The 17,100-nt window shown below is 68.0% G+C and carries 17 protein-coding genes and 1 tRNA gene; 7 read left to right on the forward strand and 11 right to left on the reverse strand.

Annotated features, from left to right (window positions below; genetic code table 11):
• Entirely contained in the window at positions 1-732 is a 732-nt protein-coding gene (locus tag ACEN8G_RS21245) for a YgfZ/GcvT domain-containing protein (RefSeq protein WP_413416319.1), read from the forward strand.
• Here ACEN8G_RS21245 and ACEN8G_RS21250 read toward each other — a convergent pair.
• The 5 genes from ACEN8G_RS21250 to ACEN8G_RS21270 all read right to left on the reverse strand — a co-directional run bounded on the left by ACEN8G_RS21250 (position 729) and on the right by ACEN8G_RS21270 (position 5,532).
• A complete protein-coding gene (locus tag ACEN8G_RS21250) occupies positions 729-1,406 on the reverse strand; it encodes a phytanoyl-CoA dioxygenase family protein (RefSeq protein ID WP_413416318.1) in 678 nt (225 codons plus the stop codon). The two genes, ACEN8G_RS21245 and ACEN8G_RS21250, sit on opposite strands and share 4 nt — an antisense overlap.
• A 118-nt stretch (positions 1,407-1,524) precedes the next feature.
• Positions 1,525-2,661 carry an OmpA family protein gene (locus tag ACEN8G_RS21255; protein ID WP_413416317.1) on the reverse strand — a complete coding sequence of 379 codons (1,137 nt, stop codon included), beginning with the start codon at positions 2,659-2,661 and terminating at the stop codon, positions 1,525-1,527.
• Between the two features lie 102 nt (positions 2,662-2,763).
• Positions 2,764-3,270 carry a DUF2793 domain-containing protein gene (locus ACEN8G_RS21260; protein ID WP_413416316.1) on the reverse strand — a complete coding sequence of 169 codons (507 nt, stop codon included), beginning with the start codon at positions 3,268-3,270 and terminating at the stop codon, positions 2,764-2,766.
• The gene (locus tag ACEN8G_RS21265; RefSeq protein ID WP_413416332.1) at positions 3,267-4,646 is read right to left on the reverse strand and encodes a phage tail protein; all 1,380 of its coding nucleotides are present in this window, start codon (positions 4,644-4,646) and stop codon (positions 3,267-3,269) included. The genes ACEN8G_RS21260 and ACEN8G_RS21265 overlap by 4 nt, the downstream gene beginning before the upstream one ends.
• Positions 4,633-5,532: a phage portal protein gene (locus ACEN8G_RS21270; RefSeq protein ID WP_413416315.1), complete on the reverse strand. Its 900-nt coding sequence runs from the start codon at positions 5,530-5,532 to the stop codon at positions 4,633-4,635. Before ACEN8G_RS21270 ends, ACEN8G_RS21265 begins: the two co-directional genes overlap by 14 nt.
• A gap of 247 nt (positions 5,533-5,779) precedes the next feature.
• Here ACEN8G_RS21270 and ACEN8G_RS21275 point away from each other — a divergent pair, with 247 nt between their 5' ends.
• Entirely contained in the window at positions 5,780-6,169 is a 390-nt protein-coding gene (locus ACEN8G_RS21275) for a hypothetical protein (RefSeq protein WP_413416314.1), read from the forward strand.
• Between the two features lie 178 nt (positions 6,170-6,347).
• Here the strand turns inward: ACEN8G_RS21275 and ACEN8G_RS21280 are convergent, their stop codons facing one another.
• The 4 genes from ACEN8G_RS21280 to ACEN8G_RS21295 all read right to left on the reverse strand — a co-directional run bounded on the left by ACEN8G_RS21280 (position 6,348) and on the right by ACEN8G_RS21295 (position 9,602).
• Entirely contained in the window at positions 6,348-6,659 is a 312-nt protein-coding gene (locus ACEN8G_RS21280; protein ID WP_413416313.1) for a hypothetical protein, read from the reverse strand.
• Between the two features lie 230 nt (positions 6,660-6,889).
• The gene (locus tag ACEN8G_RS21285; RefSeq protein WP_413419305.1) at positions 6,890-8,200 is read right to left on the reverse strand and encodes a DNA-packaging protein; all 1,311 of its coding nucleotides are present in this window, start codon (positions 8,198-8,200) and stop codon (positions 6,890-6,892) included.
• A complete protein-coding gene (locus tag ACEN8G_RS21290) occupies positions 8,190-8,639 on the reverse strand; it encodes a hypothetical protein (RefSeq protein ID WP_413419307.1) in 450 nt (149 codons plus the stop codon). The genes ACEN8G_RS21285 and ACEN8G_RS21290 overlap by 11 nt, the downstream gene beginning before the upstream one ends.
• Before the next feature lie 192 nt (positions 8,640-8,831).
• On the reverse strand, positions 8,832-9,602 hold the full coding sequence (locus ACEN8G_RS21295; protein WP_413740692.1) for a DUF1134 domain-containing protein: 771 nt from the start codon (positions 9,600-9,602) through the stop codon (positions 8,832-8,834).
• Between the two features lie 154 nt (positions 9,603-9,756).
• Between ACEN8G_RS21295 and ACEN8G_RS21300 the strand changes: the two genes are divergently transcribed.
• From ACEN8G_RS21300 to ACEN8G_RS21320, 5 genes are all read left to right on the forward strand, one after another.
• Positions 9,757-9,846, forward strand: a tRNA-Ser gene (locus ACEN8G_RS21300).
• A 117-nt stretch (positions 9,847-9,963) separates the two neighbouring features.
• A complete protein-coding gene (locus ACEN8G_RS21305; protein ID WP_413419273.1) occupies positions 9,964-10,758 on the forward strand; it encodes a FadR/GntR family transcriptional regulator in 795 nt (264 codons plus the stop codon).
• A 132-nt stretch (positions 10,759-10,890) separates the two neighbouring features.
• Entirely contained in the window at positions 10,891-12,462 is a 1,572-nt protein-coding gene (locus tag ACEN8G_RS21310) for an aldehyde dehydrogenase (NADP(+)) (RefSeq protein ID WP_413740693.1), read from the forward strand.
• 235 nt (positions 12,463-12,697) lie between these two features.
• A complete protein-coding gene (locus tag ACEN8G_RS21315) occupies positions 12,698-13,123 on the forward strand; it encodes a nuclear transport factor 2 family protein (protein WP_413417683.1) in 426 nt (141 codons plus the stop codon).
• Between the two features lie 101 nt (positions 13,124-13,224).
• On the forward strand, positions 13,225-13,548 hold the full coding sequence (locus ACEN8G_RS21320; protein WP_413417681.1) for a hypothetical protein: 324 nt from the start codon (positions 13,225-13,227) through the stop codon (positions 13,546-13,548).
• 58 nt (positions 13,549-13,606) lie between these two features.
• Here the strand turns inward: ACEN8G_RS21320 and ACEN8G_RS21325 are convergent, their stop codons facing one another.
• Both ACEN8G_RS21325 and ACEN8G_RS21330 read right to left on the reverse strand, forming a co-directional pair.
• Positions 13,607-14,635, reverse strand: coding sequence for an aldose epimerase family protein (locus ACEN8G_RS21325; protein WP_413417679.1), 1,029 nt, complete (start codon positions 14,633-14,635; stop codon positions 13,607-13,609).
• Entirely contained in the window at positions 14,632-17,094 is a 2,463-nt protein-coding gene (locus tag ACEN8G_RS21330; RefSeq protein ID WP_413417677.1) for a glycoside hydrolase family 3 N-terminal domain-containing protein, read from the reverse strand. The genes ACEN8G_RS21325 and ACEN8G_RS21330 overlap by 4 nt, the downstream gene beginning before the upstream one ends.
• Between the last annotated feature and the right edge of the window lie 6 nt (positions 17,095-17,100).

The raw sequence follows: 17,100 nt of genomic DNA on the forward strand, positions 1-17,100 counted from the left end.
ATGAGCGATACCAGCACCTGGCTAGATGACCGCGCCCTGATCCGCATTGCAGGCGAAGACGTCCGGGGATTTCTCCAAGGCCTGGTGACACAGGATCTCGCCCTGGTCACTGCGGAAACGCCGCAATGGGCCGCGCTGCTCACCCCCCAGGGCAAGGCGCTGTTCGATTTCCTGCTCTGGGCGGATGGGGATGCGATCCTCGTCGATTGCGAAGCCGCCCAGCGCGAGGCCCTGGTCCGGCGGCTGACTCTCTATCGGCTGCGCCGCGCGATCACGATCGAGGCGGTGGATGGGGGCGTGCATTGGTCGCCGGATCCCGGGCAAGGCGTTGCCGACCCGCGCCTCGCGGCGCTCGGCTATCGTTGGCTGGGGGCCGCTTCCGGGGAAGCTGCGGCGGCCTGGCGCGCGCATCGCCTGCGTCTGGGCGTTACTGAAGGCGTGGAGGAGCTCGGTCAGGACAAGACACTGTGGCTCGAATGCAACGCCGCCGAGCTTCGTGGCGTCAGCTTCACCAAGGGTTGCTATGTCGGGCAGGAGAATACCGCGCGGATGCATTATCGCGCCAAGGTCAATCGCCGGCTGGTCGTGGCGCCGATCGGCGAGCCGGGCGACCGCACCCGGGCCAGCTATCCCGATCTCGGGTTGATGGTGGAGTTGCGCCGGGTCGAGGCGCTGGGGGATGCGTTGATCCCGGAATGGCTGGCCGAGACGCTGCGTGCGGAAGGCAGCTAGATCCCCAGCCAGTCGAGCCCGCCCGGCAGGGCGATGGCGGCATAGTCGACCTGCAGCACACGGCGCCGGGCCGGACGGGCGGCTGCATCCGAGGCGTGGAGGATCGGCGTCGCATAGACCCAGATATCCCCCGCCTCGGCAAGACAGGCATGGATGCCATGGCTGGCCACCGCTTGCTCCATCTCGCCTTCCGCAACCAGGGTCCGGTGCGATCCGGGTGCGACCAGCAAAGGGGCATTGTCGGCCGGGACCGGGTCAAGATGTACCCGCAATGTCAGCATTTCCGCGAGCAGGGCGAAGGGTGGGGCCACGTGCTGCATGCCATGCTTGATGGTCCAGGGGCTAAAGCCAGGCACGTCACGGCGGGCGGTCACGGCAATGGTACGATCCTGGTGCCAGCCCAGCGCCCAGTTGGTGCGATCGCTCTTGTCGAACAGGATGGCGCGGACGGGTCGGGCATTGGAGCCAAGGCGATCGGCTGCGATTTGCCCGATGACACCTTCTGCGGCGAGTAGGGTATCCAGACCAGAGACCCCGTACAGGCGTGACCCGGGGCGATGAGCGGGCACGTCGGCAAGCATGGCCTGAATCTCTTCCAGCGCCGTAACCGCGGCGCCGGGCAGATGCTCTGCGCCATCGCGCTCGAGGGATAGGGGCTGCACCGGATCGGTCATCCCGATCTGCTAGGCGCTCGGCCTCACGCGGCGCAACCGCCGGGGTAACGGAGCCAAAGAAAAAGGGAGGCCGGTTTCCCGACCTCCCCAATTCTCAGTCCTTGCGGACGGGTCTGGCTTAGTTGCCCGAACCCGGACCGTAGGTGACTTCCACGCGGCGGTTCTGCAGCTCGCGGACGCCGTCGGCGGTCTCGACGCGCGGCTTGCTCTCACCGAAGGCTTCGGTCGAGATCGCGCCGGCACCGATGCCACGGGCGGTCAGGTAAGCCTTCACCGAGTCGGCACGACGCTGCGAGAGGCCAACGTTGTAGCTGGCCGAACCCGAGCGGTCGGCGTGGCCGGCCAGCATGACCTGCGCGTTACCGCAGTTCTGGTAGTTGCTGATGGCGTTGTCGAGGATGCTCGCGGCTTCCGGCGTGATGTCCGACTTATCCCAGTCGAAGAACACGATGTACGGTCCCGGGGTGCAGACGACGGTCGGCGTCGGGGTCGGTTCCGGAGTCGGCGTCCAGGTCGGCGTCGGGGTCGGTTCCGGCGTCGGAGCCGGAGCCGGAGCCGGCTCTGCCGGAGCGCCGAAGTTGAAGGTCAGGCCACCCAGGATCGAGTGCGAACGGAAACGGCCGTCCCACACGCGACCCGAAGCGTCGGTGAGCTTCACATTGTCGGCGTTGAAGAAGCGATACTTCAGCGACACGTCGATCGAGTCCGACAGCGGAGCGCGGATGCCCGCGATCGCCTGCCAGGCGAAGACCGTGTCCGAATCGTCGAGCGAGTCGGCGAAGGTGTTCAGGCCAACCTTGCTCTTGACGCGAGCGACGCCAACGCCGCCGCCGACAAAGCCCTGCACGCCGGTGTCTTCACCGAAGTCGAGCAGGCCGTTGACCATGAAGCTCAGCGCCGACGAACGGCCACCGGCATAGCTGTAGTCGCCCGCGGGCGCATTGGCCGCGCCACCGGTCGAGGTACGGACCGGCTGGGTCACGGTGCTGGTGAGGCGGTTGACCGAAGCCGAACGATAGCCAACCTCGGCTTCCGCGCGGAACGGACCGAAGTCGTAACCGACGGTGGCGTCGGCGTCCCAGCCAGCCTTGTGGTGCACGGTCGCAGCATCGGTGGCTGCGCCGACGTCGAACTTGATGTCCTCGACGAGCATCACGCCGCCTTCGACACCCACATACCACGCATCGTCGCGAGCGAGGGCGGGCGTGCTGAGCGCGGTCGTCGCGAGTGCCAGAGTTACGGCAAGCTTCCGCATCTTAATCCCCTTTCATGATTGTCACTACGGACAGCGAAAAACTCAGTACCGAAACGAAAGTTTCTGCGCAAGCGCACAAATCCGGGCACTGTTGCATGAACGTCACAGTCCGCCGTGTTCGATGAGACCGTGCGCGCGCAAGGCAACCAGTACCGCAGAAATTGCGGCCCGCGCTGGCGCATCAACCACCGGCCCGCCCTGTGGTTCCGCGATGGCCGCGGCGCGTTCGCCAACGACCTGCCGGCCCGCCACCATCACGCGGCCATGGGCTTCGCCGGCCCGCCATTCGTCTCCGGTGAATAGCGCGAACCCGGCTTCTTCGCCCAGCCACAGCCGCATGCCTTCGCGCGGTGCCAGGAACCGCCAGCCACCCTCGGTCCAGGCGGCCACCTCGCCGGCACGGCCCAGCCATGCGCCCTCCGGCGTATCGCCCACGATCCAGCATTGGCCTGGCGCAGGATCGGCTGGGGGCAAGTTCAGGCCTATGGCCTCGGCACAGGCATGGCTGAGCAGGTCGAGTCCGATGATCGCTTCATTGTGGTACATTTCCTTCTGCGCCTGCCCGGCGTGCAGTAGCGGCAGGTCGAATCGGTCGGTGGTCTCGGTCATGTCTCCTCTCCCTGAAGCGGCAAGCTAAGCGTAGCGGGCGGCGAGGGGCCTGCGGTTCCCAATTGCCGGACCTCGATTCCGAGGCCGCTGGTGTCGGTCCCGATGGGCAGCGTCATCTCGGGCGCCAGCGTGTCCACTGTCCAGCTCGCGCCGGTCGCGGGGATGAGGGTGATGCGATAGCGCTCGCCGTCTGGTTCGGGGGTGACGTCGATATGATCGCGCCAAAGCCAGTCGCGCCGGCTCCGTCGCGTCCAGCGCAACTGCACCCCACCTTCGGGCAATGGTTGTGCAGCCAGATGTACTGGCGCGAGCGGCAGCAGTGAGATGCCGTCCACCGTCGCCCGGGCGGTAGCCGGATCGCCCATGTCCGCCGCGCCTTCCCCCAGCAGCTGCACCTCGGTGCCGACTGCGGTGCGGGGCAGGTCGATCATCGCGAGCGTATCCGCGTCGAGCAGCACGAAGCGGTCGCCCGGGGCCTGGTTGCCGATCGCATGTTCGGTGCCGCGTCGTCCGCGCCACAGACCTGAAAGCCACCAGCGCCCGTCACCCAGAGGCTGGGCATTGGCGAACTGGATGAGCTCATCCCCCAGCATGGCGAGATTGGCACCCCTATCGAGCGCTGCCGCGTCGACGTCGTCGAGCTGCATTCCATTATGCGCCAGCGCGACTTCGACGCTGTTGTGCCGGTCCTCGATCAGCGGCGAGGCCGGGCCGGGCGGAATGCGAATCTCGCCGATCACGGCAATGCCGCGGGTGCCGCCCGTCGCCTGCCAGGAGTTCCCGTTGTCCGTGCTGAGCAGTAGCGCCGCCCTGCGCCATGCCGGGCCGGCACCGGCCGCGGCTACTGCCAGCCTGGGCACTGCCGGCGCGATGTCGTCGACCGGCGGCAGCTCGAAGGCGTGCACCATGGTCCGGCCGATCATGACATCGTTTGCACGCGAGGCGCGCCCGCTGGCCGCGGGAATCGGTGCCACCTCGGGCGCCAGCGCGACGCAGTCGAGCGAGACGGCCATCGCCTCGAGCTTCCAGCCATCGACCCGCCAGATGCCGGGGCTCCCTGCGATCCGCACCCGTACGCCGGGCGATATGTTGAGTGCCTCCGAGCCGAGATGCACGCTCCGCCGCACCCGTTCGGTATCGGCGCGCAGCAATGCTGCCTCGGCCAGCGTCCGTGCCCCGCCGGCGTCGATCGCCGCGGGCAGTTCGATTCGCTGCTCGCCCGGGCCCCCGCTGAGACTCCCGGCGCGCTGCACGCCGATCTGATAGTCGCGCGCCGGGTCGTAATGGCTGAGCGTCAGTGTCCGCGGCACGCTGCTCGCCGCCGCGATCGAGCGGTTCGCGCGGCCCTTCCCGCCGACGCCGTCATCGTTGACCATGAGGGCCCCGCCCGAACCGCAGCGCAGCGCCGGCCCCTCGCCGAACCAGCCGCCGGCGGCATCCGCCAGCAGCTGCGCGACCGCGCCGAGATTCGTCCCCTGCGCCGCGAAGCCCGCCAACGCCATCGTCGGTTCGCTCGCCGCCACCGCGCCCAGCGCCACAGCGATCGCGCCCGCCTGCACCGGCGCGGCATCGGCCTGCACCTCGAAGGTCAGCGAGCCGGGCGAACTGGTCGGGTGCCAGCACGCTGCCGTCGCCCGGATCATGGACCAGCGCACCCGAGGGCCGGGCGGCATTGTCGAGCAGCGCCTTGTTCCAGCGCGCCGCGGCATTGTGGATCGCCACCGCGCCGGCGGCGGCACCCAGGCAGCCCAGGCCATAATGATCGTCGATCGGCGAGAAGGCGCGGATATGCACCACCGCCGGCCGCCCGGCGCCGTCCTCCGCCGCGAGCCGGGCGACATTCTCGCCCACCTTGTAGCGATAGGCGACCGGCCAGCCGCGCGCATCGGGCTCCACGCTCACGCGCTCGGGGCGAAGCGCATAGAGCTCGCGCACCGCGCCGGCATCGTCGGTCAGGATCTGGACATAGCCGTTTCCGTGCAGCAGCAACTGGGCGGCCAGCGTCTCGATCAGCGGCTGCCCGCCGCTGCGCGCCGTCACCAGCGCCAGCAACGCCGGATCGCTCGCCCTCAGCGCCGCGCTGCCGGCGCCTTCCGCCACCAGCTTCACCGCGCGCTGCGCCACTGGATTGTGGCAATAGGCCTCGCGCACCTGCGCCTCATAGCTGCGCGGCCATTCGCCAACCGCGCCCGTAAAAGTGCCGGCGCGCGACAAGGCCGGCCGCGCGCCTTCGCGCACGGACTTCCGCCCGAACCATTTCATGCCTGATCTCCTGAAATCTCTCGAACGGTTCGCCCATGGAAGGGCATTTTCCCCGGCGAAGCCTGTCCTGAGCGCCCGCCCTGCGGGCGGTCGAAGGGGCCGGGGCCCAGACTAAGCGTTGCCACTTTCAAGGCTGGGCTCCGGCCTTCGCCGGGGAAAGAATGAGGCAGCCATATTGGATTGCCACCAGCGCAGTACTTGCCGCCCCAGCCCCGCTATGATCTGTTCCCCGCAGGGGGGATATTCGATGCGCAGCCTGTTCACCGCGGTCGGCAACACGCTCCAGCCGGTCGGCAAGGACACGCTGCTGCCCGATGGCCGGGTGATCTTCGTGCCGCGCCGCGGGCCCAACAGCACGCTGCCGGACGACGGCCTCCAGCGTTACATCACGCCCCGGCAGCGAGTGCTGCTCGGCTGGGCCAAGGCACCCTTTCTGGGAATCCCGCTGGTCTTCCTCATCGCCTATCTCCGTTACGGATCCCAGGGCAACCGCGTGCCCATCGATTTCGCCCGGCCTGGCGAGGCGCTGTTCGTCGCCCTTTTCGCTGCGGTCTGGCTGCTCTCCGCGTTCGGCTTCCTCGCGATCTACCGCATCGGTTCCCGGGTCGAGGAGCAGTTCTACGAGCCCGCCGACTGATCGAAGCTGGTCCGGCCCTTTCCCAAGATAAGATCGTCATCCCCGCGAAGGCGGGGATCCAGAGTCACGCAGGACCACGCTTTGCCACCCTGGATCCCCGCCTTCGCGGGGATGACGGACAGCTTGTTCGGACAGGGAAGCGCCAGACGCATCCAGGATAGCCCCCACCGCTAGGCAATCACGCGCACGAACCGCTCGCCGCCAGCTCCGCCGCGGTCAGCCGGCCGTCCCGATTGCAGTCCCGCGTCCAGTATCCCGCCGCCAGCCCGGCGCGCAGCGCGTCGCGCTCGGCGCCCTTGCCCGGCACGGCGGCGGCGACCATCGCAATCACCTCCGCCGGCCCGAGCCCGCCATCGCGGTCGGTATCGAAGCGCGCCACCAGCGCCGCGCTCCCGGCATCGAGCAGTGCGCCCAAGCTCAGCGCGCAGCCGCACAGCCCCAGCATCCCGGCAAGCACGATCGCCCGCCGGAACAGCTTCCGTTCCGTCATGTCGGTTCTCCTGATTTCTAAAGCGCCCGTCCCTGCCAGGGAGGGGAATTGTGAATTCACAGCACCGCCCCCGAGCTTCACAAATCCTCCCCCGCCAGGGGGAGGTGGCACGCGAAGCGTGACGGAGGGGAGGTGGGGGCGCCGATAACTGGCTGCTTACCTCCCCCTCCGTCAGTCCCTGCTGACGCAGGAACTGACACCTCCCCCTGGCGGGGGAGGATCGCAGGCGATCACAACAGCCGTATCGCCGCCTTGCCCCGCTTGCTCAGCATCAGCTCGGTCATCGCCCAGACCAGCGCGTCGGCGCGGTCCGGCGATCGGCCGGGCCCTTCATAGCCGCCGCCTGCCACCAGCCCGCACAATTCGTCCTCCAGCGCCGGGAAGGGCACGGCATGCAGCACCTTGCCCGCCTCGTAGAGCAGGCTCACCGGCTCGGCGCGCGCCGCCTTGCCTTCGCTGGCATGCACCAGGGTCACCGGCAGCCGGCTGTCGGCACCGAGCAGCACGGACTTCACCATCGCGCCGCCCTGGTTCTTCTCGGCGATCACCCGGTCGGCATCGTGCCGTGCGGCACAGGCCGCCACCGCTTGTGCCCAGCCCTCGGGTGTCGCGCCCGAAATGCTGGCATCCTCGATCACATAGCCCTTCCCGTCGCGGCCCAGCCCGACTGCGACGATTCCGCAGGAATCGGCGCCCACCCCCGCCGGCGGATCGACGCCCACCACGCGGCGCACCAGCTCGGGCACCTCGCTCGCCCGGCAGGCCTCGATCAGCGGGCGGCTCCACAAGGCGCCCTGCAGCTCGTCGATCATCTCGCCCTCCAGTTCCTGCCGGCCGAGCTGGGTGCCGCCATAATCGGCGGTCATCGCCTCGACGAAGCTGCGCGGCAGCCAGGGATTCTCGCGCGTTCGCCCACACGTCTCGGTCACGCCGGGCAATGCCATCACCTTGCGCATCAGCTTCACCGGGCGCGGCGTCGTCGTCACCAGCACCTGCGGATGCTCGCCCAGCCGCAAGCCCAGCATCAGATTGTCCCAGGCGGTCTCACCGCTCCGTCCCCATTTCGCCAGCTCGTCGCACCAGGCATAATCATGCTCGGGCCCGCGCAGCGTATCGGGCGCGCTGGCCGAATAGACATAGGCGCGCGCGCCGCTCGGAAAGTGCAATTCGCCCGAGCTGCGGTGCCATACCAGTTCCTCGTCCGTGCGTGCTGCCGCCAGGATGCCGCTTGATCCTTCGATCATCACGCGGTGCACGTCGTCGTTATTACCGCCAACCAGCGCAATCCGCGCCGCGGGGTTGGCGCGGGCCCGCGCGAGCACCCATTCGGCACCCGCCCGCGTCTTGCCGAAGCCGCGCCCCGCCCGGATCAGCCAGATCCGCCAGTCCTTCGCGTCCGGTTCTCCTTGTCCATCATGTGCCCATTGCAGCCAGCGCTCGTCATATTCGCGCTTCTGCGGTCCGCTCAGCGATCGGATCGCCTCGGCGCGGTCCTCGGCGGTGCGCCCCAGCAGCGCGTCGAGCGCCGCCTTATTGCCCACCGCCCGTCTCCGCCGCCTTGCGTGCCCGGTTGCGATCGATCGCCTCCAGCTTCCTGAGGATCGCCGCATCGGTATCCTCGGGCCGTGCGCGCTGCAGCTTCGGGCCGCCGCGCCATTTGCCCTGCATGCTGTTGCGATGCAGGCCGAGCAGCTTGAGCGCATGCTCCACGCTGATGCTGCTGCCGTCTGCACGTTCGACCACATCGCCGCCGCCGGCCAGCACATGGCCGAGCAGCTCGGTCTCCAGCATCTCGTATCCGACATGGAGCGCCTTTCGCCACTCCTCGCCGAACTCCTCGTCCTTGCGCCGCAGGTGATAGACGCTTGGTGGCGTCATCCCCGCCGCCGCTGCCGCCGCGCGCACGTTGCAGCTGCCGGCAAGCTCGTCGAGGAAGGCATCGCGCTTCTTCCTGGTCCAGCGCACCCAGCGCCGTCTCACTCTCTCCACGGCTCCTCTCCCGAAAAGAAAAGGGCCGGAAGGCGTTACCGCCCCGGCCCGACTCGCAATTCTTCAGCGTGCTTTACTTGTGCCATATCAGCGTGACGATGTCAAGTAAAAAGTGCCTATATGGTTCGTTGATAGCCAAAAGAACGGGTTCGTGGAGGGAGTCGTGGGTGGGGAGGGGTGCCCTTAGAAGGGCAGCCAGCGCTTCTTTTCGCTGAACTTCATGTAGCCGGCGTTGACGCCCAGCCGCCAGCCGACGCCCAGGCGGACCGGGATCAGCACCACGTCGCCGCGGCGCAGGTACGAGGCGGAGAGGCCGCCGACGAAATAGGCGCGGCCCTCGCCCTGGGGGAAGCGCTTGTAGAGGTCCTGGCTGTCGTAGAGATTGTAGACCAGGACGAAGACCTTGTTGGCGTCGCCGCCCAGGTCGAAGCCGATCGACGGGCCGGTCCAGTAGACCTTCCGCTGGCCCTCGACCTTGTGGAACAGCATGCCGGATCCATAGCGCAGGCCGACGCCGATCGCGCCCGAGGCCTCGCTGCCGGCGATATAGCCGTTGGGCTGGCCCTGGTCCTTGAGGATGTCCTCGATCAGCTTGGCCAGGCCCGACGCGCCCTTGCCGAACACGCCCTCGGCGGCGCCGACCAGCTCGTCGCGCTGATAGGTGGTCGCCTGGGTGCGGGCGTTGCCGGTGGGGCCGGCGGGCAGCGGCTGGCCGGCCGGGCCCTGCTGCTGCGGATAGGGATCCTGCGGCGGCGGGGCGGGGACGTCCTGCTGCTGCTGTTGCTGCTGCGCGGGGGCGGCATAGGGGTCCTGCGCCGGGGGCGGGGTGTTGATGTCCGAATCGATCGCGGTGTTGGGGTCGATCGTGGTCATCTGCTGCTGGGCGGATGCGGGCAGGCTGCCCATTCCGAGCGCGGCGGCGGCCGCCATCAGCATCAGATCACGAACGCGCATCGGTCGAATTACCCCAGCCCAGCAGATGTCCGTTCTATAGAGGGCGCGCCTGTCGCGGCAATGAACGAGCGGCGGGTCGAGTCGATTTTACGTCGAGGTGGGCGTTGCCTGTCGCGAAACGCCTCGCTATAGGCCCCGCTTCTAGCCGTTATCCGGAGACGTGGGTGAGTGGCTGAAACCAACGCTTTGCTAAAGCGTCATACGGGAAACCGTATCGAGGGTTCGAATCCCTCCGTCTCCGCCACTCCTATAACGCGCTGATATTACTGATCTTTTTGATAAGATAAGGACCCAGGCCTAGGGATTCGCCCCGATTCGCCCGGCTCTTGGCAGTTGCGGGCAAAGTGCTTAGGCAGGGAGCATGCCCAGCTGGCAGCCCAAAGCGTCGATCCCGCGCCCAGAGAAAAAATCCCGGACCCGCAAGCCGCGGCCCCGGTCGCTGCGCCTGCACGGCACCGTTGCGCGTACGCTCGGCATCCGTATCGTCTCGGGCGAGCTCGCGCCGAACGAGATTCTCGAGGGCGAGATCGCCGCAAGCGAGCAGTTCAAGGTCTCCCGCACCGCCTATCGCGAGGCAATTCGCATATTGGCGGCGAAAGGCTTGGTCCATTCCCGCCCCAAGATCGGGACCCAGGTGAGCCCGCGTCGCGAATGGCATCTGCTTGATCCCGACGTGCTTAGCTGGATTTTCGCCGGCGAGCCCGATGATGCGCTGATCGAGAGCCTGTTCGAGCTGCGCCGTATCGTCGAGCCCGATGCCGCCCGGCTCGCCGCATTGCGCCGCACGCCCGAACAGCTCGCGCGCATGCAGCAGGGGTTGGCGGGGGTGGATCGGCATGGATTCGATTCCGAGGAGGGGCGTTGTTGTGACGAGGCCTTTCACTCGGCATTGCTCGAGGCTTCGGGCAATGATTTCATCATGTCGCTGACCAGCGGCGTCGCGGCGGCGATCGAGCTGACCACGGCGTTCAAGCAGCACCGCCTGCCCGCCCCGCACGATGCGCTGCCCGTCCACCTGGCCGTGCTGGAGGCGATCGAGGCGCAGGACGCCGAGCGCGCGCATGATGCGATGGCGCGGCTGGTCGAGCGCGGCTTCCAGGACACGATGGAAGCGCGCAAGCCTGCCAACGTCGCCGGCCAGCGCATCGCCCGCTAAGCCGGACATAATTTCTATCGCTCCGGCAAGCATGCAGTCGGCCACACGCAATTGCATTTTGCTAAGGCGCTGCCTAAGTCCCCGCGCGAGCGGTGTTACCGCTAACTTCATCTGTCACACAGGAGAGCAGGCATGGCGCTGACCGGCGAATTGTTCATTGCATCGAAGCGTGTCCGCCGCGACGGGCCGGGCTTCCAGGCTGTCGCCGCGTCGACCGGCACCCCGCTGGAGCCGAGCTTCAGCATGGCGACCAAGGACGACGTCGAAGCGGCCGCCGCCGCCGCCGAGGCAGCCTTCCCGATCTACGCCAACCTGCCGCGCGAGAAGCGTGCCGAGTTCCTCGAGGCGATCGCCGAAGAGATCGACGCGCTGGGCGAGACGCTGACCGAGCGCGCGATGCAGGAAAGCGGCCTGCCGCACGCCCGCCTGACCGGCGAGCGCGGCCGCACCTCGGGCCAGCTGCGCCTGTTCGCCAAGGAGCTGCGCCTGGGCGAGTATCTGCGCGCCCGCATCGACCACGCCATTCCCGACCGCCAGCCCGCCCCCAAGCCGGACCTGCGCCTGCGCATGATCCCGGTCGGCCCGGTCGTCGTCTTCGGCGCCTCGAACTTCCCGCTCGCCTTCTCGGTCGCCGGCGGCGACACCGCCTCGGCGCTCGCGGCCGGCTGCCCGGTGATCGTGAAGGGCCATTCGGCGCATCCCGGCACCTCGGAGCTGGTCGCCGGCGCGATCCAGCGCGCCGTGGCGAAGACCGGCATGCCCGAAGGCGTGTTCTCGCTGATCAATGGCGCCGGCAACGAAGTCGGCTCGGCGCTGGTCAGCCATCCGGTGGTCAAGGCGGTGGGCTTCACCGGCTCGCGCGGTGGCGGCACGGCGCTGATGAAGCTCGCCGCGAGCCGTCCGGTGCCGATCCCGGTCTATGCCGAGATGAGCAGCATCAATCCGGTCTTCCTGCTCCCCGCCGCGCTCGAATCGCGCGCCGAGGCGCTGGGCAAGGCCTATATCGGCAGCCTGACCATGGGCGCCGGCCAGTTCTGCACCAATCCCGGCCTCGTCCTGGCGCTGGAAAGCCCGTCGCTCGATCGCTTCCTTGCGGCGGCGACCGAAGCGGTGTCGGGTGCCGCGGCGCAGACCATGCTCACTCCGGGCATCCTCAAGGCCTATGAGCAGGGCGTCGCCCGCTGGGCTGCCGCACCGGAGCTGAACCAGGTCGCGCAGGGTCAGGAAGGCTCGGCGAGCTGCGGCCGTGCCGCACTGTTCACGATGAGCGGCGCCGACTTCATCGCCGATCCGAGCCATGCCGAAGAAGTGTTCGGCGCCGCCTCGCTGCTGGTGCGTTGCGCCACGATCGAGGAGCTGCTCAAGGTCGTCTCGCTGCTCGAGGGCCAGCTCACCGCGACGCTGCACCTCGACGATGCCGACACCGAAGTCGCAGCGCAGCTGCTGCCGCTGCTCGAGCGGCTCGCCGGGCGCATCCTCGCCAATGGCTGGCCGACCGGCGTCGAAGTGACCGACGCGCAGGTCCATGGCGGCCCGTTCCCGTCGACCGCCGATGGCCGCAGCACCTCGGTCGGCACGCTGGCGATCGACCGCTTCCTGCGCCCGGTCGCCTATCAGGACCTGCCGGCAGCGCTGCTCCCGGCCGATCTGCGCTACGGCTATGGGGGAATCCCGCGCCGAATCGACGGAAAGCCGACGCTGTAAGGGGCACTTCCCCTCCCTGGAAGGGAGGGGATCGAGGGGTGGGTCAGCGCCGGGCGATACTGAAGCGTCAAGCGTGACGGCGCCGTATCGCGCGTATCCACCCACCCCCAACCCCTCCCTTTCAGGGAGGGGAGTATGGGTTGTTCGTCCCGCCAGCGGGACGTTCGGCCCGAACCGGGTGCATGCCCGGTCACCGGATGCTAGCATGGAGGCCTTCCCGCAACGGAGGGTCTCCATGCGCTTCCTGTTCCTTACCGCCGCCCTCAGTTTCGCCGCCCTGCCTGCCCATGCGCAGGAGAAGGACGAGGCGGGCGCCCGTGCCGCGGTGAACCACTATCTCGCCGGCCATGCGACCGGCAGCGCGGCCGAATTCTCCGCCGCCTTCCATCCCAAGGCGATGCTCTACTGGAACCGCGACGGCGCCTTTGCCGAACGGACCAGCGCCGAATATATCGCCGGCGCGCCCGGCAAGCCGGCCGCGGACGAGGCGCAGCGCAAGCGCTCGATCGAGAGCCTCGACGTCACCGGCAATGTCGGCATGGCCAAGGTCGTGCTCGACTATCCGACCGTGCGCTTCGTCGATTATCTCTCGCTGGTGAAGGCGGACGGCGAGTGGCGGATCGTCAACAAGATCTTCCAGGCCGAGCGGAAGGGCAACTAGGGCGTGGCCCCATGAACTGCCGCTTCCGTCGAACGCGGCTGAACGGCCGACATTGGGTGGCTAGCCGTCATTCGCGATAAGCCCCTGTGCAAGGAGTAGGCATGGCATACGAAGATCAGCGATTTGCCTTGGCTTTTGCCGAACGCGTGCTGTGCGATGAGTTCGGGCACACGGTTGCCGACGCGGAGGCTCATACAAAGGCGTTTTATCACGCGGCATGTTCGGGGCAGATTTTCCCTCGCCCATGGGAGGACGAGGATATCCAGCATGAAGGCGCGGGACTGGCCTATTATGTCCAGTACCATATGGCTGGTCGCGGTCGTTTGAGAGCTGCGACGCCTCAATTCTTCGAGTGGCGCTCCGCCTGCCTCAGAGCTCACGCTGAGGGCCATTCGCTCCCGCCTGTTCCTGAGGAGGACGCGTGACCTTGGGAGCGTCCGCTTCTGGGGCGTTTCCGCTGGGCGGCTCTTTCAGTCCACTGTGCTAGCCAAAGGCCTGCTCGACACTTTCGGCCGTTCGGAAGCGGAAGGCGATGTCGTGGCGGTAGGTCTGGCCCGGATCGAGCCGTGCCGAGGGGAATTCCGGCCGGTTCGGGCTGTCCGGGAATTTCTGGGGTTCGAGGCACAGTCCCTGGCGCGTGGCATAGACCTTCCCGCCCGTCCCCGGCGCGCCGCCGGCGAGGTGGTTGCCCGAATAGAATTGCAGCCCCGGCTCGCCGGAATGGAGGTCGAGCACCCGGCCTGATCCCGGATCGAACAGGGTTGCGGCACAGCGCGGGGCGCCGTCGATCACGAAATTATGGTCATAGCCATGGCCGAGCTTAAGCTGCGCATCGTCCGCGTCGATCCGCTCGCCGACCCGGCGGGGGACGCGGAAATCGAACGGCGTGCCGGTCACCTCGGCAAAGGCGCCCGTCGGGATCAGCCCGGGGCCGACGGGCGTGGTGCGGCTGGACGAGATTCGCAGCAGATGATCAAGGATCGTCGCTCCGCTCGCCTCGCCGGCTAGGTTGAAATAGGCGTGATGGGTGAGGTTCACGACCGTCGGCGCGTCGGTGGTCGCGGTGAAACCGATGGCGAGGCCATCCGCTTCCATGGTGTAGCGTGCCTCCACCGCCAGCGTGCCGGGAAAGCCGTTATGTCCTGCCGGGCTGACATGGCGGAAGGTCACGGAGTCCTCGGCCCGCGCCACCACTTCCCAATGCTGCTGGTCGAACCCGAGCGGCCCCGAATGGAGGCTGTTCGCGCCGTTGTTCGCCGTGACCCGGTGCTCCACCCCGTCGAGCATGAAGCGCGCACCACCGATGCGATTGGCATAGCGGCCGGCCACCGCGCCATAGAAGCGCGGCGTTCGGCGATAATCGTCCAGGTCGGCGAAGCCGAGCACGACATTGGCGGGATTGCCGTGCCGGTCGGGCACCTCCAGTACGCGCAGTGCCGCGCCGAGCGTGATCAGCTCGGCGCGGAACGGGCCATGGGCAATCGCGATGGTTTCGATTGGCGTTTCGGTCACTTGGCCCCGGGGCAGATCGAGTTGGCGGGATCCGACACGATTCGCGCGTCGGACAGGCTGAATACCAGCGGATCCGAGGCCGTCACCACCACCGGCGCCGAGACCACGTTCATGTCGGTCCCATTCTGCTGGTAGCATTTGAGCAGGATCTTCACCGTCCGCCATTTGCCTGTCTCGCCGGTGAACAGGCTGGTGGCGTCGAGCCCCTTGCCGTTGCCCATGCCGAGCGTCACCGGCCCGCTCGCTGCACGGTCGAGGCGATAGGTGAGGGCGAGCGACAGGTCGCCATTGGCTTCGCGGCCGAGGTTGATCGGAGACCCCCCGCCGATGCTCAGCCGCGCCTGGCCGCCGGTCCAGCTCAGCTGCTGCGCGCCTTCCTGGGTCTGCGGCCCGTCGATCGGCGCCCGGGTGATCTTCGATTCGGTGGCGAAGGAGAAGGGCTTGGGCGTCACGCCCTTGGTGAAATAGACGCTGGTGTTGAGCGACGAGGCATCGAAGCCCGGCTCCTCGGCGAGCGCCGCGACCTTGCCCGGCCTGGCGTAGCTGAGGCCATAGCCGAGGGCGAACAGCGGGTCGTACCCCGGCTTGCCCTTGTTGAGGGTGAACTGGCCTGCGGTCTTGGGCCAGCTGAACGACAGCGTGCCCTTGAAGTCCTTGCGCGGCTTGCCCGCCTTGTCGCCGATCAGCACGTCCGCCACGCCCGCGCCTTCGCTGCCGGGCAGCCAGGCTGCGACGAACGCGTCCGAGGCGTTGATCTCCGGATTCGTCCAGAGCGGCCGGCCCGAGAGGAAGACCGATACGGTCGGCACGCCGGCCGCCTTGAGCTTCTTGAGCAGCGCCAGCGCCTGCTTGTCGCCCGGCTGGAACTCCAGCGTGGGCACGTCGCCGCGCATCTCGGCATAGGGCTGCTCGCCGAACACCACGATCGCGACATCGGGCTTGGCGGTGAAGCTGCCGTCCGCCGAGAGGGTGGCGGTGCCGCCGCCGGCCTTCACCGCCTCGGCAATGCCGGAGAAGATCGTCTGGCCATTGGGGAACATCGAATTGTCGTTGCCGTCGCCCTGCCAGCTCAGCGTCCAGCCGCCGGTCTGCTGCGCCATCGAATCGGCGCCGGGCCCGGCGACCAGCACATTGGCGGAGGCCTTTACCGGCAGCACGCCCTGGTTCTTGAGCAGCACCAGCGACTTGGCCACCGCCTCGCGGGCGATGGCGCGGTGCTCGGGGCTGCCGAGCACGCCGGCCTTGCCTTCGAACGGGCGGGCCGGATCGAACAGGCCGAGCTTCACCTTGACGCGCAGGATGCGGCGCACGGCGTCGTCGATCCGGGACATCGGGATCGTGCCATCCTTCGCGTGGCGGACCGTGCTGTCGAACAGGCCCTTCCAGCTGTCGGGTGCCATCGCCATGTCGAGCCCGGCGTTGAAGGTCTGGGCGCAATCCTCCTTGGTGCAGCCCGGCACCTGGCCATGGCCGTTCCAGTCGCCGACGACGAAGCCCTGGAAGCCCATCCGGCCCTTCAGCACATCGGTGAGCAGCGACTTGTTGCCGTGCATCTTGGCCCCGTTCCAGCTCGAATAGCTGGCCATCACGGTGAGCGTGCCGGCCTGGATGGCGGGGACATAGCCTTGGGCGTGCGTCCTGATCAGCTCGTCCTCGGAGACGCGGGTATCGCCCTGGTCGACGCCTTCGAAGGTGCCGCCATCGCCGAGGAAATGCTTGGCCGATGCGGCGACATAGCCCTGCTGGATGCGGTCCTTGGTACCCGGCGCGCCCTGCAGGCCGAGGATCATCTCGCCGGCATAGGAGCGGACCACGGCGGGATCTTCCGAATAGCCTTCATAGCTGCGGCCCCAGCGATCGTCCTGCGGCACGGCGAGGGTGGGGCCGAACGCCCAGTCGGGGCCGGTCGCGGCGGTCTCGGCGGCGGTCGCCCGGCCGATACGGCGGATCAGCGCGGGATCGTGCATCGCGCCCAGGCCGACATTGTGCGGGAAGATCGTCGCGCCGATCACGTTGTTGTTGCCGTGCACCGCGTCGATGCCGAAGATCAGCGGGATCGGCTGGTGCTTGCCGCGCGGCTCCATCGCCACCTTGCGGAAGGCCTTGGCGGTCTCGACCCAGGGCGCCTGGGGCGAGCGATCGGGCGCGCCGATCGGCGGCGAGCTGCCGCCGGCCAGGACCGAGCCGACCGGATATTGGCGCAGCTCCTCGGGCTTCATCGCGCCGATGTCCGCCTGGATCATCTGGCCGACCTTCTCCTCCAGCGTCATCTGCGCCATCAGATCGGTGACGAACTTCTCGGTGGCGGGATCAATCAGGCCCTGCGAGCCGGCAGTCGGCCATTTGGCGGGGTTGGCGACCTGCTGACCAGACAGCGTTGTCGGCGCTTGCTGCGCAAAAGCGGGCGATGCGGCCCAGATGATGGTGGTCGACAGCAACAGCTTCAGGCCAGGCCGCATTGCACT

It is taken from the genome of Sphingomonas sp. Sphisp66 (genome assembly GCF_047324325.1).
Taxonomy (GTDB): domain Bacteria; phylum Pseudomonadota; class Alphaproteobacteria; order Sphingomonadales; family Sphingomonadaceae; genus Sphingomonas.

What these genes read in the sequence shown, in the direction of transcription:
- ACEN8G_RS21245 (WP_413416319.1), top strand. Translation starts at nt 1, where the DNA reads ATGAGCGATACCAGCACCTGGCTAGATGACCGCGCCCTGATCCGCATT.
- ACEN8G_RS21250 (WP_413416318.1), bottom strand. Translation starts at nt 1,406, where the DNA reads ATGACCGATCCGGTGCAGCCCCTATCCCTCGAGCGCGATGGCGCAGAG.
- ACEN8G_RS21255 (WP_413416317.1), bottom strand. Translation starts at nt 2,661, where the DNA reads ATGCGGAAGCTTGCCGTAACTCTGGCACTCGCGACGACCGCGCTCAGC.
- ACEN8G_RS21260 (WP_413416316.1), bottom strand. Translation starts at nt 3,270, where the DNA reads ATGACCGAGACCACCGACCGATTCGACCTGCCGCTACTGCACGCCGGG.
- ACEN8G_RS21265 (WP_413416332.1), bottom strand. Translation starts at nt 4,646, where the DNA reads ATGGTCAACGATGACGGCGTCGGCGGGAAGGGCCGCGCGAACCGCTCG.
- ACEN8G_RS21270 (WP_413416315.1), bottom strand. Translation starts at nt 5,532, where the DNA reads ATGAAATGGTTCGGGCGGAAGTCCGTGCGCGAAGGCGCGCGGCCGGCC.
- ACEN8G_RS21275 (WP_413416314.1), top strand. Translation starts at nt 5,780, where the DNA reads ATGCGCAGCCTGTTCACCGCGGTCGGCAACACGCTCCAGCCGGTCGGC.
- ACEN8G_RS21280 (WP_413416313.1), bottom strand. Translation starts at nt 6,659, where the DNA reads ATGACGGAACGGAAGCTGTTCCGGCGGGCGATCGTGCTTGCCGGGATG.
- ACEN8G_RS21295 (WP_413740692.1), bottom strand. Translation starts at nt 9,602, where the DNA reads ATGCGCGTTCGTGATCTGATGCTGATGGCGGCCGCCGCCGCGCTCGGA.
- ACEN8G_RS21305 (WP_413419273.1), top strand. Translation starts at nt 9,964, where the DNA reads ATGCCCAGCTGGCAGCCCAAAGCGTCGATCCCGCGCCCAGAGAAAAAA.
- ACEN8G_RS21310 (WP_413740693.1), top strand. Translation starts at nt 10,891, where the DNA reads ATGGCGCTGACCGGCGAATTGTTCATTGCATCGAAGCGTGTCCGCCGC.
- ACEN8G_RS21315 (WP_413417683.1), top strand. Translation starts at nt 12,698, where the DNA reads ATGCGCTTCCTGTTCCTTACCGCCGCCCTCAGTTTCGCCGCCCTGCCT.
- ACEN8G_RS21320 (WP_413417681.1), top strand. Translation starts at nt 13,225, where the DNA reads ATGGCATACGAAGATCAGCGATTTGCCTTGGCTTTTGCCGAACGCGTG.
- ACEN8G_RS21330 (WP_413417677.1), bottom strand. Translation starts at nt 17,094, where the DNA reads ATGCGGCCTGGCCTGAAGCTGTTGCTGTCGACCACCATCATCTGGGCC.